Source organism: Luteimonas viscosa (assembly GCF_008244685.1).
GTDB lineage: Bacteria > Pseudomonadota > Gammaproteobacteria > Xanthomonadales > Xanthomonadaceae > Luteimonas > Luteimonas viscosa.
Window position 1 is genome coordinate 1,312,237 of record NZ_VTFT01000001.1, and the last position, 15,517, is coordinate 1,327,753.

16 protein-coding genes are annotated in these 15,517 nt (G+C 69.9%); 2 read left to right on the forward strand and 14 right to left on the reverse strand.

Going from position 1 to position 15,517, the window contains the following annotated elements:
- Positions 1-327: 327 nt before the first annotated feature.
- From FZO89_RS05945 to FZO89_RS05970, 6 genes are all read right to left on the reverse strand, one after another.
- Entirely contained in the window at positions 328-1,062 is a 735-nt protein-coding gene (locus FZO89_RS05945; RefSeq protein ID WP_149102382.1) for a hypothetical protein, read from the reverse strand.
- Positions 1,063-1,264: 202 nt separating this feature from the next.
- Positions 1,265-2,230 carry a peptidoglycan-binding protein gene (locus FZO89_RS05950; protein ID WP_149102383.1) on the reverse strand — a complete coding sequence of 322 codons (966 nt, stop codon included), beginning with the start codon at positions 2,228-2,230 and terminating at the stop codon, positions 1,265-1,267.
- Positions 2,231-2,442: 212 nt separating this feature from the next.
- Positions 2,443-3,408, reverse strand: a complete 966-nt coding sequence (locus tag FZO89_RS05955; RefSeq protein WP_262378544.1) for an alpha/beta fold hydrolase — start codon at positions 3,406-3,408, stop codon at positions 2,443-2,445.
- A gap of 9 nt (positions 3,409-3,417) precedes the next feature.
- Positions 3,418-5,433 (reverse strand): M1 family metallopeptidase, encoded by a 2,016-nt coding sequence (locus tag FZO89_RS05960; RefSeq protein WP_149102384.1) that lies wholly within the window; start codon positions 5,431-5,433, stop codon positions 3,418-3,420.
- Positions 5,434-5,507: 74 nt separating this feature from the next.
- Positions 5,508-6,266: a bifunctional demethylmenaquinone methyltransferase/2-methoxy-6-polyprenyl-1,4-benzoquinol methylase UbiE gene (gene ubiE / locus FZO89_RS05965; RefSeq protein ID WP_149102385.1), complete on the reverse strand. Its 759-nt coding sequence runs from the start codon at positions 6,264-6,266 to the stop codon at positions 5,508-5,510.
- A 66-nt stretch (positions 6,267-6,332) separates the two neighbouring features.
- The gene (locus tag FZO89_RS05970; RefSeq protein ID WP_149102386.1) at positions 6,333-7,817 is read right to left on the reverse strand and encodes a metallopeptidase domain-containing protein; all 1,485 of its coding nucleotides are present in this window, start codon (positions 7,815-7,817) and stop codon (positions 6,333-6,335) included.
- 136 nt (positions 7,818-7,953) lie between these two features.
- Here FZO89_RS05970 and FZO89_RS05975 point away from each other — a divergent pair, with 136 nt between their 5' ends.
- Both FZO89_RS05975 and FZO89_RS05980 read left to right on the forward strand, forming a co-directional pair.
- Positions 7,954-8,406: a nucleoside deaminase gene (locus FZO89_RS05975; protein ID WP_149102387.1), complete on the forward strand. Its 453-nt coding sequence runs from the start codon at positions 7,954-7,956 to the stop codon at positions 8,404-8,406.
- 6 nt (positions 8,407-8,412) lie between these two features.
- A complete protein-coding gene (locus FZO89_RS05980) occupies positions 8,413-9,237 on the forward strand; it encodes a D-hexose-6-phosphate mutarotase (RefSeq protein WP_149102388.1) in 825 nt (274 codons plus the stop codon).
- Between the two features lie 93 nt (positions 9,238-9,330).
- Here FZO89_RS05980 and FZO89_RS05985 read toward each other — a convergent pair whose 3' ends face one another.
- The 8 genes from FZO89_RS05985 to lptM form a co-directional block, all read right to left on the reverse strand.
- Positions 9,331-9,765 carry a hypothetical protein gene (locus tag FZO89_RS05985; protein WP_149102389.1) on the reverse strand — a complete coding sequence of 145 codons (435 nt, stop codon included), beginning with the start codon at positions 9,763-9,765 and terminating at the stop codon, positions 9,331-9,333.
- A 138-nt stretch (positions 9,766-9,903) separates the two neighbouring features.
- Positions 9,904-11,286, reverse strand: a complete 1,383-nt coding sequence (hslU, locus tag FZO89_RS05990; RefSeq protein WP_484496927.1) for an ATP-dependent protease ATPase subunit HslU — start codon at positions 11,284-11,286, stop codon at positions 9,904-9,906.
- Between the two features lie 152 nt (positions 11,287-11,438).
- Positions 11,439-11,990: an ATP-dependent protease subunit HslV gene (gene hslV, locus FZO89_RS05995; RefSeq protein ID WP_149102391.1), complete on the reverse strand. Its 552-nt coding sequence runs from the start codon at positions 11,988-11,990 to the stop codon at positions 11,439-11,441.
- An 85-nt stretch (positions 11,991-12,075) separates the two neighbouring features.
- Complete coding sequence (locus FZO89_RS06000; protein ID WP_149102392.1) at positions 12,076-12,540, reverse strand: DUF1203 domain-containing protein; 465 nt, start codon at positions 12,538-12,540, stop codon at positions 12,076-12,078.
- Between the two features lie 112 nt (positions 12,541-12,652).
- Positions 12,653-13,531: a tyrosine recombinase XerC gene (xerC, locus tag FZO89_RS06005; protein ID WP_149102393.1), complete on the reverse strand. Its 879-nt coding sequence runs from the start codon at positions 13,529-13,531 to the stop codon at positions 12,653-12,655.
- Positions 13,532-13,630: 99 nt separating this feature from the next.
- Positions 13,631-14,311 carry a DUF484 family protein gene (locus tag FZO89_RS06010; RefSeq protein WP_149102394.1) on the reverse strand — a complete coding sequence of 227 codons (681 nt, stop codon included), beginning with the start codon at positions 14,309-14,311 and terminating at the stop codon, positions 13,631-13,633.
- Complete coding sequence (dapF, locus tag FZO89_RS06015; RefSeq protein ID WP_149104065.1) at positions 14,299-15,114, reverse strand: diaminopimelate epimerase; 816 nt, start codon at positions 15,112-15,114, stop codon at positions 14,299-14,301. The genes FZO89_RS06010 and dapF overlap by 13 nt, the downstream gene beginning before the upstream one ends.
- Before the next feature lie 69 nt (positions 15,115-15,183).
- Positions 15,184-15,465: an LPS translocon maturation chaperone LptM gene (lptM, locus tag FZO89_RS06020; RefSeq protein WP_149102395.1), complete on the reverse strand. Its 282-nt coding sequence runs from the start codon at positions 15,463-15,465 to the stop codon at positions 15,184-15,186.
- Positions 15,466-15,517: the final 52 nt, after the last annotated feature.

The following is a 15,517-nucleotide window of genomic DNA, read 5'->3' on the forward strand; positions in this document are numbered from 1 at the left end:
CGACCGAGCCATGGATCGCGAGTCGGAAAATCACGAAACAGAATCAGGTCGCGAGCTTGCACTTTTGCCAGGACGCGGCTTTTCTTTGGTTCGCTTCTTTGACTCGGCCCGAGGCCTCGCCCTTTGGCCAGCTTCGCTGTTCGCGTGCAAGGGGCGCACGCAGTGGCGCCTTCAAAAGAAACGAACCCGGCCGCCGCGGGCGGTCGGAACGCTTCTGATCTTCTGATCTCGAGTCGCAGCCCAATCCGGCTGCAAGCAAAACTGCAAGACTCTTTGACGCGGGGGAAGGTCGGGCGGGTGCGCCTGGCGATCGCATCCGTCGGGCGGTCAATCCCAGCCCGGCATCTTCCCCCGCTCCAGCCCCGCGACTTCGAACTCAGCGACCCTGTTGCCGACGTCGCGCGTCGGGAATTCGATGCGCAGCAGTTTGGCGTCCTTCGTCAGTCGCCACAGCGTCTTCTCGTCGTCGATGAACATGGCGATCGCCTCGTCCGTCTTCGGGCGGTTCGCGGCCATGCGCCGCGGTTCGGCATCGTCGACCGTCACGGTCACGCGGCAGCTTCCGTAGCAGGCCTTCGCGAAATCGCCAGCCGGCAGCACCAGATAACTGCTGCGGCCCCAGTCGGGATGGTCGCGGAAGATCAGGCGCACCGGTTTGGCGCCGCTGCCGTCCACGTCCAGCGGGTCCTTCGCGTAGATCGCCGCGGACAACTGGCGGCCGCCTGCCACGGGCTGGGTCTGGTACGCCCACAGCGCGGCGGCGCGGCGCGCCTCGTTCTCGGCATCGCCTTTCGCCCTCGCCTCCTCGTGCCTGGGGCGCACGCGATCGGCGGCCTCGGTGGTCGGCCACTTCGCCAGCAGGAGGTCGCCCTGGGCCTTGGCCAGGGCCCAGTTGCCGTCGGCGACCGCGGCCTCGAAGGCGCGCTCCGCCTCGGCGGCGGCCTGTTCGTTGGCGGCGGCAAGCGCAGCCGCCTGGGCGGCGGCCTCGGCCTCGCGGTCCTTGCACGCGGCCAGCAGGAGCATCGACAGCAGCAGGATCGCGGCGAGCGGGAACAGCTTCATGGCGCGGCATCTCCTCGAGCGGGGCCGGCGCGATGGAGGGATCGCGGCGGCGATGCCGGACAGTGTCGTGCGCGGCGCGCGGCGTCGCAACCGGGGCCGTCGAGCACCGATGTTCCGCGCGGGGAGGCCATCACGATCGCGTGGCCGTGAACCGCCCGGGCCGCGCCGGGACCTTGCGCCCCGAATGCCGAGCGGAACCGGATCAGTCGAGGTTGACGAAGCCGTCCGCGCGCAGGTTTTCGCTGTTCACGCGTTCGCGAAGCTGCGCGGTGCTGAGACCATGGTCCAGCTGGAAGTGCGGCCGGTCGACCAGGCCGGTCCAGCGTCCGCCCCACTCCAGCCCCATGGCCTCGCCGATCCGGCCGATCCCCTCCCAGTCGGTGTCCCAGCTGACGTTTCCGTCGGGACGCAGTTCGACCACGTCGAAGGCGAGCCCGTAGTTGTGGTAGCTCTGCCCGCCCCGCGCATTGGTCACGATCGGACCCGGATTGCCGTTGCGGCCCTGCGCGTAGAGCGCGTCCTGCTCGTCGAAGGAGCGGAAACCGTCGGTGACGCGCAGCTGGATGCCCAGTTCCTGCTCGACCCGCTGGACGAACTGCGAAGCCACCGCGCGCACCTCCGGGTGCAGGCCGTCGATGCGGCGGTCCGTCAGCGCGTCGCCGGTCGCCACCACGTCGCCGGTGACCGGCTCCACCGGACGGTCCGCGCTGCGTCCGAGCGCGCCCCAGGTATCGCGCCCGACGATGCCGTCGACATCGAGGTCGCGGCTGGCCTGGAAGGCACGCACCGCCTGTTCGGTGCGGGCGCCGAAGATGCCGTCGACCGTGCCCGGATCGAACCCGGCGCTGTGCAGCCCCTCCTGCAGCTGCGTCACCACGGGACCGCGGTCCGTGCGTTCGAGGGTCGGCGTCGGCCCTGCCGGATCGACGAAGGCCGGCGTCGGCGGCACGGCGCCCTCGGGCAGGTTCAGGGTCTGGCCCGGATAGATCACGTCCGGGTTGAGTACCTGCGGGTTGGCATCGCGTATCGCCTGCAGGCTGACGCCATGGTCGCGTGCGATGGTGGACAGCGTCTCGCGCTGCCGCACGGTGTGGCCATCGGCCTCATGGAGGAGGGGCTCGTGACCCTGGCCGGGGCCGTTGTCGGCGGAAACAGCGGTAAGCGCCATGTGGACTCCTTGTCGCGCATCGATCCGGACTCGACGTCCATTGATTCCATGGACGAAGCCGAGGTGCCACCCGGGCCTGACCCTTGCCCGGGTTCGCCCGGGGTTGCATGCGCCGGATCCCGGCTTCGGCCTGACGACGATCACGCAGACGGTGTGATAGGCCGCAAGCACCTCGTCGAAGACCGTGCGACGGCCCGCCGACGGTCGCGCGGTCAGGCGCGCGCCGTGCCTTCGACGAGCGCGACGATCGCGGCGGCGACCTCGTCGGGCTGCTCCATCAGCGTCATGTGTCCGCTCCGTGCCAGCAGGTGCCTGTGCGCGTGCGGGATGCGCTGCGCGTAGAGGTCCATTGCGCCGGGATCGATCACCCGGTCGTGCGCGCCCCAGACCAGCAGCGTCGGCTGCCGGATTGCGCCGGCTTCCTGCCAGGGCAGGAATCGCTCGTCGCTGCGACCGATGCGCTCGAGCACCGCCTGCTCGAACGCCGCCTCGCGCCGCCGCCACGCCACGTAGGCGCGCGAGGCCGGCCAGGGCAATGGCGGGCGTGACCGGGGATCGTGGAACACCACGCCGAGATAGCGTTCCAGGGACGCCGCGTCCGCGACCTCGAACGGATTGCGACCCTCGAGCACCTCGAGGCCGAAGGGATTCTCGGGGAATTCCACGCCCGCGGCGTCGAGCAGCACCAGTTCCGACACGCGCCGGGGATGGCGCGCAGCGACCAGGGCGGCGATGCCGCCGCCCATCGAGTGTCCCACCAGCACCACCGGGCCGCCGATGTGGTCGATGAACGCGGCGACGCGCTCCGCCTGCGCGGCGAATCCGTAGTCGCCGTCGGAGTCGCGCTCGCTGTCGCCCCAGCCCGGCAGGTCGGGCAGCACCAGCCGGTAGCGGCGACCGAAGCGCGCGCACAGCCGGTACCAGTTTTCCTTGCCGCCGGTGTAGCCGTGGATCATCAGCAGGGTCGGCGTAGCGGCGGTCGCGGCGGCGCGCTCGACCCAGCACCAGCGGATGCCGTCGATCGTCGCCTGCCGCGCCGTGAACCCCGCGGCGAGGCGTTCACGGACGAATTCGGCGCGGATCAGCCGGCGGGGATCGCGCCACGCTGCGATGCAGAGCAGCGCGGCCGCGAGCAGGCCGAGGATCGCAACCGCCAGCAGCAGCGATCCGATCGACACCGACCTGCGTCAGTTCGCGGGCGCAGCGGCGTCTTCGGCCGGCGGCGCCGACGCTGCATCGGGCGTCGCGGGCGCGGGCGTCGGAGACGGGGCGGGTTTCGCCTCGGCGATCACCTGCTCCACCGATGCCGTCGTGATCGGGTGGTAACCCGGGCGCGCCCGTGCGAACGCTTCCCTGGCGAGCGCCATTCCGGCCTCGGTCTCCACCAGTGCCTCGTACACCGGAATGATCAGCTTGCGCCGGCCGATCTTCTCGACGAACGCCGATGCCGCCTCGTTCGCGGGCACGTAGCCGCTGCGGATCGCCAGCGGGTACCAGCGCATCGCGATCTCGCCGTTGGCGGTGCCGGTGAAGCGGTAGGCGGCATCGAGCTGCTCCAGGTCGGCCACCGGTAGCGTCTCCGGCATGCCTTCGAGGAAATGCAGCCATTCCTGGGTGCTCCACGGGCCGGTGATCGAGGTCGGCGGCAACTGCTTGCTGCCACGCCAGCCCAGCCGCGCAGAATCGACGATCCCCAGCCGCGGCGACAGCACCTGCGGCGCGCTGGCCGGGATACCCGGCCCGTAGATCCATTCCTGGATCTCGGCATCGGTCACCTTGCCCGGGTTCGGATCGAACAGGTGCTCCTTCGCATACGCGAGGAAGGCCCCGGTGGGAATGCTCTGGAACGCGAAGTGGTCGAAGTAGCCGCGCAGGAACGGGTCGAACACCTCGCGCCCGAAGCGCTCCTCGAGAAACTGCAGGAACCACGCGCCCTTGTCGTAGGACACCTGGCTCAGCGCATCGTCGGCATCGATCTGCGTGCCCGGCCTGATCGCCAGCGCCTGGGTCGCCTCGGGCATCTCCCCGATTTCGCCCTTGAGCGCGTCGCGCGCGATCACCCACTCCATGTCGCTGAACTCCTCGCCGTAGAGCGCCTCCACGATGCGGTTCTCGACGTAGCTCGTCACGCCTTCGTTCATCCAGCCGTGCTTTGCGCTGGAGAAAGTCACCAGGTTGCCCGACCAGCTGTGCGCCAGCTCGTGCGCGATCAGCGACACCAGGGATTTGTCGCCGACGATCACCGTGGGCGTGATGAACGACAACCGCGGGTTTTCCATGCCGCCGAACGGGAACGACGGCGGCAGCACCAGCAGGTCGTAGCGCTCCCAGCGGTAGGGGCCGTACAGCGCCTCGGTGGTGGCGATCATCTTCTCGGTGTCGGCGAACTCGGCCACCGCGCGGTCTACCATCGTCGGCTCGGCCCACACGCCGCTGCGCGCCGAGATCGGCTTGAACACCAGGTCGCCGGCCGCGATCGCCATCAGGTAGGACGGGATACGCTGCGGCATCGAGAACGCGTAGTCGCCGTCGCGAGCGGCCTGCGGATCGTTGTCGGCGCTCATCAGCACCATCACGTCCGGACGCGAGCGCACCCTGGCGCTGTAGGTATAGCGCACCTGCGGCGTGTCTTGCAGCGGCACCCAGCTGCGTGCGTGGATCTGCTGCGACTGGCTGAACATGAAGGGCAGTTGCCCGCCTTCGGTCATGGCCGGGTCGAGCCACTGCAGGCCCGATGCCGCCGGCGAGGTGCGGTAGCGCACGCGTACCTTCGCCGGGCGCTGCGGCGTCTCGATGGTGAGCTTGCTGCCAAGGCTCGGATCGGCCTCCGCCAGGGCGAACTCGAGCGGCTGCCATGCGCCAGCCGCCTCGGCTTCGACCGCTTCGATCGCCAGGTCGCGGGTATCGAGCACCAGTTGCGTCGCGGCCTCGTCCTTCCACTGCAGCGTGTAGGTGGCGGTGCCGGCGAGCGTCCTCGCGTCGAAATCGAGGTCCAGGTCGAGCGCCAGGTCGTCGATCGCCACCCGGGACGGCTCTGCGTACGAATGTTCGTCGGTGTCGACCATGGCGTCCGGCCTGGGTGCGGGGGTATCCGCGGCTTGCGGATCGGCGGCTTCGCGATTGCAGCCGGCGGCCAGCAGGCACGACAGCAGGAGCGCAGCGAAGACGGGGAGGCGCGGAATGCGCGGGGAACGGTCGGGCATGGCCGGGGGGAGCCTCTGCGGAACGGGAACCCCGGATTGTAGCGCCTGCAACCGTTGCCGCTCCCCGGCGAGGGTCACGTCTTCCAGCCGTCGTGGATCGCGACGATCCCGCCCGACAGGTTGCGGTAGCGCGCGCGGGCGAACCCGGCCGCGTCCATCATCGCCTTCAGTGCCTCCTGCGGCGGATGCTTGCGGATCGACTCGGCGAGGTAGCGATAGCTCTCGCCGTCGTTCGCGAACAGCCTGCCCAGCCGCGGCAGCACGTTGAACGAGTGGAAGTCGTAGAGCGGCCTGAACCAGTCGGCCTTCACTTCCGAGAACTCGAGCACCCGCGCCTGCCCACCGACCTTGAGCACGCGCAGCATCTCGCGCAGCGCCGCGTCCTTGTCGGTGACGTTGCGCAGGCCGAACGCGATCGTGACCAGGTCGAAGCTGGCATCCGGGAACGGCAGCGCCTGCGCGTTGCACTGCACGTAGCGGAACCCGCGCACGTGGCCGCGGTCGGTCATGCGGTCGCGGCCGGTGCGCAGCATCTGTCCGTTGATGTCGCCCAGCACCAGTTCGCCGGACTCGCCGACGCGGTCGCGCAGCAACGCGGCGATGTCGCCGGTGCCGCCGGCGAGGTCGAGCACGCGGTCGCCCTTCTTCACCTGCGCGGTGGCGGCGAAGTATCGCTTCCAGACCCGATGGATGCCGAGGCTCATCAGATCGTTCATCAGGTCGTAGCTGCCGGCGACCGACGAGAACACTTCGCCGACCAGCTTCTGCTTCTCGCCGACCGGAACCTCGCGGTAGCCGAAATGGGTGGTGCCGGACTCGTCGGATGCGCTCATGCGCGCATTATCGCATCGCTGCGGGCAGGCCGCGTCACGGCGCTGCGATGCAGGTGCGCGCCACCCCTACCTGCTGCGTCGCGGCCCCCTGCCACCGGTCTGCCGCGGTCTGCCGCCGACGACCACGACGAAGCCGGTGGCGGTCTTCGATTCCACCAGGACGTTGAACAGGTGGTCGGGCGACGTCCAGGACTCCCCCACCTTGAACATCGAGCCCTCGTTGTCGGCGCGGTCTGCGGGCGGCGAGTCGCTGTCCTGGCTCTCGGCCTCGTAGCGGTAATCGCTGCCCACCTGGTGGATGATGATCGCGTCGCCGGCAAGCGCGCCTTCGTAGTCGCCGGTCGGGCGCCGCGCTTCGATGGTGTAGAACGTGCCACGATACGGATCCGGCGACTGCGGCGTCTGCAGCACCAGCATGCGGATGTTGTCCGCCAGGCCGTTGTCCTCTGTGGGCAGCGGCAGGCTGGCGTAGTCCACCGCCAGCCGCGTGCGTGCCGACCCGGCGGCGATCGTGCGCTTGTGCACGGCATCCACCCAGCCCAGGCGGTCGCGCTGCAGGATGTTGATGTGCTTCGGCCGCGCGCCGTAGGTCGTGTCCACGACCGCATTGCTCCAGCTGTCGCTCATCACGTCCCACGGGTTGTCGTAGGTGTCGTCGTCGCCGTCGGAATTGTCCGAGTGCGGCAGGCCGTAGCCGTGCCCCATCTCGTGCGCCAGCGGCGCGAGGTTGTTGAACGACCACGGCGGGTTCCACGTGCTCGACCAGCACCGGTCGGCGCCATCGAGCGTGGTGCAGCGGCCACCGCCCCAGGCGTAGCCATCGAGATTGGCGTTGAACATCAGGTTGATGCCGACGACCTGGCTGAAGTCGACCTCTGCATCGGCCGCGGCGGTGCAGTCGTTGAACAATGCGGTCAGGTCGGCCTCGTCCTCGCCGTCCTCACCGTCTTCTTCGGTCACGTAGTGCGAGCGCGGGTGCGGCAGCGCGAACCAGCCGTACGCATCGCTCCCGGTGAGCTGGATCCCGTCGTAGGAAACCTCGCGCCAGTAGTGCCCCAGTTCCCCTGCCCCCTCTCCGTACTGGTCGCGGAAGAACCCGACCGGCTTCTGTTCCTCGGCGATGTCGCTGAAACGGCAGGCCACCGTGACCCAGCGGGTTGCACCCAGCGTGGCCTTGGCCACGCCGTCCGACTTGCCGGTCAGGCCATGCGCGCGTGCGCTGTCGGGCGTATCGGCGGGCACGATCGCCTCGATCCTGCGACCGCCGGCCGACGACTTCGCGCCGGAGAACTGCACGGCCACCCGCCGGTTGGCGAGCGCGTACAGGTCGCCGGCGCCGCGGCGCGCCTGGTCCGGATCGAGCGGGATCCGCGCGCCGCCGTCCAGCACCAGGGCAGCCTGGAACTTCGCCGGCCCGCGCCTGTCGCCGGGCCCCGGCGCCGGATCGCCCCAGCGCAGTTCCAGCCCGCCCTGGACCACCTGCGCCTGCGCGGAGACGCTGGCCATCCAGCCGGCGAGCGCCAGCACCGCGATTGCGAATCGGATCCCCATCTGCCCCCCCGGCGCGTCGAGTGCCGTCCGCCCGATTCTGGGTCAGCCCGCGGAACGGGACAAGGCCGGGCGTCACGATCCGCGCAACGTCGGCGAAGCGCGATATCGTGCGTGCTTGCCGTCCGGAGAACCGAAGATGCCGACCCCCGACCACCGCGCCATGCTCGAAACCGCGATCGCCGAGGCGCGCCAGGGCCTGGCCGAAGGCGGCATCCCGATCGGCGCCGCGCTGTACCGCAACGACGGCACCCTGCTCGGGCGCGGCCGCAATCGTCGCGTGCAGGAGGGCGATCCGTCCGTGCACGGCGAAACCGACGCCTTCCGCAAGGCCGGCCGCCAGCGGCGCTATCGCGACACGATCATGGTCACCACCCTTTCGCCGTGCTGGTACTGCAGCGGCCTGGTGCGGCAATTCGGCATCGGCACCGTGGTGATGGGCGAATCGGTGAACTTCCACGGCGGTCACGACTGGCTGCGCCAGCATGGCGTGAACGTGGTCGACCTCCGCGATCCCGGCTGCATCGCCATGCTCGGCGACTGGATCGCGGCCAATCCGGAGGTCTGGAACGAGGACATCGGCGAGGACTGACGCGGCATGTCCCTGCAGCACGAGGCATGCGAGTTCCGCGGCACCGCCTGTCTGCGCCTGCGCCACGAAGGCGCCACCGCGGTCGTCGCGCTGCACGGCGCCCAGGTGCTCTCGTGGCTCCCCGCGGACGGACGCGAGCGCCTGTTCCTGGGCGAATGCGCGAACTTCGCGCCCGGCAGCGCCGTCCGCGGCGGCATTCCCGTGATCTTCCCGCAGTTCTCCGGCCGTGGCCCGCTCCGCAGGCATGGTTTCGCGCGGGCGCTCGACTGGTCGTTCGACGGCATCGAGGACGGCGCGGCCGCGTTCGTCCTGGAACAGGCTCCCGGTACTGCGGAATGGCCGCATGCGTTCGCCTGCCGGCTGACGGTCGCGATCGGCGCCAAGCGGCTCGCGGTCGCGCTGGAGGTCGAGAACCGCGACACCGCACCGTTCGCCTTTACCGCCGCGCTGCACACCTACCTGCGCGTGAATGACATCACGCAGGTGGCGCTGGAAGGCCTGCAAGGCTGCGACTACGAAGACAGCACCGGCGGCGGCAACCTGCATCGCGACTCCGGTCCCGCCGTCGCGTTCATCGGCGGGATCGACCGCATCTACCGCGCTGTCGGCGCGCCGCTGGCGCTGGCCGATGGCGGGGATCGCCTGCGGATCGAGCAACGCGGCTTCCGCGACACCATCGTCTGGAATCCCGGCGAAACGCTTGCCGCGCGCATCGGCGACCTCGCATCCGGCGAGTATCGCAAGTTCGTGTGCGTGGAGGCCGGGCAGGTGCTGGTGCCCGTCGCACTGCGGTCCGGCGAGCGTTGGTGCGGAAGCCAGGTGCTGGGCTGAAGCGGTCCTGACGCGGCGCGCATGGCGGGCGGTCGCGCGTCGTCGCGGATCCACCAGGCGACGCGCGCGGACCTGCGCCCGCGCCCGACGCGCTCAGCGCGCCTCGATCGTGAACGCGCCGAATGCCACGCCCAGATCCCAGCCCTCGCCGGTGCCGGCCAGGGCCAGCGACACCTCGCCTTTGGTCATCGCCTGCGCCTTGCTCGACTTCACCGCGCCGGCATGCGCCTCGGCGGCCACGTAGGTGCCCAGCACCTCGCCGATGCCCCGGACGGCGGAAAACTCGCCGCGGCCGCCGCGGATTTCGGACTTGCCGAAACTCAACCCGCCGCCCTTGGCGTCGATGCGCACCGCCATCGCCTGGCCGTTGTCGCAACGCACGCGTCCGGTGCCGGACGCGGTCTTGTACAGCGCCGACCAGCCGGCCATGTCGAAGTCGAGCCGGCACGACACGTCACGTGCCGCGACGGGGGCGGATGCGAGAAGCAACAGGACCGCCATGGCGGCCGGCAGCGAGGATCGGGACATCGGGCTGGTCCGGGTCGGTGGGCGGAGCGGAGCATACGGCGGGCGAACGTGCCGCGTCAGCCGCAGGCGCCCGCGGCGTTCACGCGCGGTACGGGCGGCACCGGCGCGCGGCGCCTGCCGGGCGCACTCGGCCGGGGCTCAGAGGATGTAGCGACTCAGGTCGGGATCCTGCACCAGTTCGCCCAGGTGCTTGTCGACGTAGCCGCTGTCGATGCGCACGCTGCTGCCGCCCTTGTCGGGCGCCTCGTAGCTGAGCGTGTCGAGCAGCCGCTCGAGCACCGTGTGCAGGCGGCGCGCGCCGATGTTCTCCTGGCGCTCGTTGACCTGCGCGGCGATCTCGGCGAGGCGCTCGATCGCATCGTCGGAGAACGACAGCGCCACGCCCTCGGTCCGGAGCAGCTCGACGTACTGTTTCGTCAAAGCCGCCTTCGGCTCGGTCAGGATGCGGACGAAATCGTCCTTGCTCAGCGCCGCCAGTTCCACCCGGATCGGGAATCGACCCTGCATCTCGGGAATGAGGTCGCTCGGCTTGGCGAGGTGGAACGCGCCCGAGGCGATGAACAGGATGTGGTCGGTCTTGATCGAGCCGTACTTGGTGCTGACCGTCGAGCCTTCCACCAGCGGCAGCAGGTCGCGCTGCACGCCCTCGCGGCTGACGTCGGCGCCCATGCCCTCGCTGCGCTTGGCGACCTTGTCGATCTCGTCGATGAACACGATGCCGTGCTGTTCGCAGGCTTCGATCGCCGCCTCGCGCACGTCGTCCTCGTTGACCAGCTTCGCCGCCTCCTCCTCGACCAGCTGCGGGCGCGCCGCGCGGATCGTCAGCTTGCGGGCCTGGGTCTTGCCGCCGCCGAGGTTGGCGAACATCTGCCGCAGCTGCTGGCCCATCTCCTCCATGCCCGGCGGGGTCATGATGTCGAGGTTCCCGGCGTTCGCCGACAGCTCCAGCTCGATCTCGCGCTCGTCGAGCTCGCCCGCCCGCAGCTGGCGCCGCAGCTTCTGCCGCGTTTCCGATTCCTTCGGGGACGGTTCCGCTCCGATGTCGACCGTGGCCTGGCTGCCGAATCCGAATGCCGGCGACGGCGCCTCGCGCCGGGGCAGCAGCGCATCGAGGATGCGGTCCTCGGCGCGCTCCTCGGCCTGGGTACGGACTTTCTTCTTGGCCTGCTCGCGATGCAGCTTGACTGCCGTGTCTGCGAGGTCGCGGATGATCTGCTCGACGTCCTTGCCGACGTAGCCGACCTCGGTGAAGCGGGTCGCCTCCACCTTCACGAACGGCGCGTTGGCGAGCGTCGCCAGCCGGCGCGCGATCTCGGTCTTGCCGACGCCGGTAGGACCGATCATCAGGATGTTCTTCGGCATCACCTCGTTGCGCAGCTCGTCGGCCAGCTGCGCACGGCGCCAGCGGTTGCGCAGCGCGATCGCGACCGCGCGCTTGGCCGCCTGCTGGCCGATGATGTGGCGGTCGAGCTCCTGCACGATCTCGCGCGGGGTCATTGAGGATTCGTGATTGGTCGGCATTTGCGGTTCGTGATTGGTGATTCGTGGTTGGTGACTGGGGATTGGCGACTGGAATTCGTGACTCGTGGGTGCTGCTTCGTGAAAGCGGTCGGCCAGCTTGATCGACGGTATCGCCGACCTGCCCTTTCGAATCACCAATCACGAATCACCAATCACAGCTCTTCGACTACCACGTTGCGATTGGTGTAGATGCAGATGTCGCCGGCGATGGCCAGCGCCTCGGTGGCGATGGCGCGGGCATCGAGTTGCGTGTGCGCCATCAGCGCGCGGGCGGCGGACAGCGCGTAGGAGCCGCCGGATCCGATCGCGATCAGGCCGTCCTCGGGCTCGATCACGTCGCCGGTGCCGCTGATGATCAGCGAGGTGTCCTTGTCGGCCACCGCGAGCAGCGCCTCGAGCTTGCCGAAGCGGCGCTCGGTGCGCCAGTCCTTGGCCATCTCCACCGCGGCGCGCTGCAACTGGCCGTGTTTTTCCAGCTTCGACTCGAACAGTTCGAACAGGGTGAAGGCGTCGGCCGCGGCTCCGGCGAATCCGGCCAGCACCTGGCCGTCCTTGCCGAGCCGGCGCACCTTGCGCGCATTGCCCTTCATCACCGTGTGGCCGAGCGTGACCTGGCCATCGCCGGCGACGGCCACCTTGCCGTCGCGGCGCACGGACAGGATCGTGGTGGCGTGGAACACGTTGGGATTCTGGCTGGGGTCCATGCGGCCTCCGGGACGGTTCTCCCCGGGATGGGGGCGCCGGCGCCACGATCAACCCCCGCCCGATGCAGCCGCCGCGCCCAGCGCGTCAGGCGCGCTCGGCGACGCAGAAGAAGCAACCATACCTGGCGTTGTGCAGGTGGACATAGGCCACGGCTTCGTTGCCGAACATGTGAACGAGTTCGCGGGCGACATCGTCTCCAGGGTGCACGGCGGCATGCACCAGCATGTGCACGGCATCGTAGGCGCGCATCGAGACCAGGCGGGTGGTGACGTACGGTGGAACCACACCCGGTGGCAGGTCCCGCCGGATCGCGCCGCGGCGAATGAAGATCGGGCCCGATGCCCGGTAAGGCGGATGGGGCTGGTGCTCGTAGGACAGCAGCAGCACTTCCTCACCGACCTTCGCGTCCTCGAGGCTGACGCGGCAGGGAAAGCCGTGTTCCCGGTCTGCGATGCAACGCCTGGCGCCGAGACGTTGCAATGCCTCGTCATCGAGGGCGAACAGCGCTTCGTGGTCGGCGGGATCGATCGCGGAGAGTCGGAACGTCATGGGAATGCCTTGTGCGTGCGCGGGACACGCAGCATGCAGGGGCATGCGCACCGATACTGGCCGGATCCGGACATCGCATCGGGACCACGCAACCGCGTGCCCGCACTACCCGCTAGGTCGAGCCGCGCCGCTTGGCCCTGGGGTGCGCCGCGTCGTACACCTTGGCCAGGTGGCCGAAATCCAGGTGGGTGTAGATCTGCGTGGTGGCGATGTCGGCGTGACCGAGCAGTTCCTGCACGCCGCGCAGGTCGCCGGAGGATTCGAGCACGTGGCTGGCGAAGGAATGCCTTAGCAGGTGCGGGTGGACGCGCTTGAACAGGCCCTGCCGCTGCGCGAGCTGGCGCATCCGGATCTGCACTGCACGCGGGCTGATCGGCTTGCCGCCACGCCCGGGAAACACCGGCGCGTCGTCGGCGGCGGCGTTGTCGCTGCGCCAGTCGCGCAGCGCGTTGCGCGCGTGCGAGCCGACCGGCACGATCCGCTGCCTGCCGCCCTTGCCGAGCACGGTCACCAGGCCCTCGTCGAGGCGCAGGTCGCGCCAGCGCAACGCGCACAGTTCGCTCACGCGCAGGCCGGAGGAATAGAACAACTCGAGCATCGCGCGGTCGCGCAGCCCAAGCGGCACGTCGGTCGGGACTTCCACCAGGGCCTTGGCCTCGTCCGGATCGAGCACCTGGGGCAGCTTGCGCGGCGCTTTCGGCGCGCGGATGCCGTCGGCGGGATTGGCGGCGACGCGTCCATGCCTGAGCAGCCACCGGTAGAAACTGCGGACCGCGGACAGGCGCCGCTGCAGGCTCCTGGGCGACAGCCCGCGGCGATGCTCGGCGGCGATGAAGGCGCGGAGCTCGGTCTCGTGCAATGCCGCGACCTCACCGCCCGCGGACTTCTCCGCCCATGCGGACAAGGTTTCGAGATCGCGCCGGTATCCATCCAGCGTGTGCGGCGACACCCGGCGTTCGACCCGCAGGTAGGCCAGGAAGTCGTCGATCATCGGCTGGACCCAGGCGGTAACGGATGCGCATCCGCGGGCCGCCGCACATCCATGGAACCCCGCCGCCGGGGAGCAGGCGACATCGCCGATGCGATCGCGTCAGCCATCGAACCTGCGCAGCGCGACCTCGAACGCCTCGCCCATCATGCGCAGGAACAGCGTGCCCATGCCGGGGTAGAAACGGTTCGGATCGCTGCTGCCGACCGCCACCAGGCCGGTGCCCTCGAGCGCCAGCAGCGCACTGGACTGGACCTCGTCGACGCGCGCGCCGTAGAGCAATGCCTGCTTGTCCGGATGCAGCCGGCCGCACAGGGGATCGCCCGCCTTCAGCGCATCGGCGAAGGGCGCCAGCACCGGCTCGTCGCGGTCGACCACCTGCAGCCAGGGCTCGCCGCCCAGGCCCTCGACCGCGCCGAACAGCACGATGCGCACGAGGTCGCCGGCAAAGTCCTCCTCGAGGGTCGCCGCCATCGCACGCACCACGCCGGCGCGGTCGGGCTGGCGCATCAAGGCCAGCGTGAGCTGGTGGGTGCGCACCGCAAGCCGTTCGTTTTCCTGCGAGATCGCGAACAGGTCGTGCAGCCGGCGCGAGAGCTCACGGTTCTTGTCGCGCAGCACCTCGAGCTGGTAGCTGGCCAGCGATGCCGCAGGACCGTCCTCGCGCGGTACCACCAGGGTCAGCGCAAGGTCGGGGAACTGCTGCAGGAATTTCGGCTGGCGCCTGAGCCAGGCCGCCACTTCGTGTGCGCCGAGGCGCTCGGGATTGCTCATGCGGTCCATTCCCCCTCGAATACGAATGCCGTCGGGCCGGTCATCGCCACCTGCGCCGCGTCGTCGGGCCACGCGATGTGGAGTTCGCCGCCCGCAAGCGCGACGACGACCTCGCGGTCCACGCGCCCGCGGCGCGCGAGCACCGCGACCGCTGCGCAGGCACCGCTGCCGCAGGCCAGTGTTTCCCCGACGCCACGCTCGAACACGCGCAGGCGGATGCGGCCGCGGTCGACCACCTGCGCGAAACCGATGTTCGCCGACTGCGGGAACAGGGGCGAGACCTGCAGTGCCGGTCCGAGCGTGCGCACCGGCGCGGCGTCGACATCGTCGACCTCGATCACGGCATGCGGATTGCCCATCGACACCGCGCCGAAACGCACGTGTTCGCCTTCGTCGAGCGCCGTTTCGTAGAGCGCCTGCGGTTGCGCGACGCCGAGCATGGGGACCTGCGCCGGATCGAACCGCGGCACGCCCATCGCCACGCGATAGCGGCCCCCGCCAAGCACGTCCACGACGTGGGTGCCGGCGGGACTGTCGAGATGGAAACGTGGCTCGCGCGTCGCGCCGGCCCGGACCAGCCAGGCTGCGACACAGCGTGCGCCATTGCCGCACTGCGCCGAAGCCGAGCCGTCGGCGTTCCAGATGCGGTAGCTCGCCAGCGAGCCCGCGCCGGCCGCCGGTTCGATGGTCAGGATCTGGTCGCAGCCGACACCGGTGTGGCGATCGGCCAGGGCGCGGCAGAGATGCGGCGCGGGCGGTGACGCGCCGTCGCGCAGGTCGAGCACGACGAAGTCGTTGCCGGCGCCATGCATCTTGCTGAAACGCAGCACCTGCTGCTGCCGTTCGCGGACAAGCGGTTGCGGAGCGGACACGGCCAGGACTCAGCCGGGACCGGCGTCCGCGGGAGGCGGCGTGTCCACGTCGGCGTCCTCGTCGGCCTCTTCGACCGGGACGTCGTCGATCGGGATGTCCTCGACCGGCGTCGTCTCGTCCGGATCCGCAACCGGCGCATCTTCGGCCGCCGGTTCCACCGCCTCGACGTCCTCCACATCCTCGACCTCGTCCGCGCTCGGCCGTACCAGCGGCCCCTTGTTGCCGCAGGCAGCGAGGTTGAAGGCGAGCAGCAGCGCCAGGGGCGCGAGGATCGACGTGGATATGCGCATGGCGGAAGTGTAGCCCGCCCCGCGATGCAGGACGAGGTCCTGTGCCGGCGCG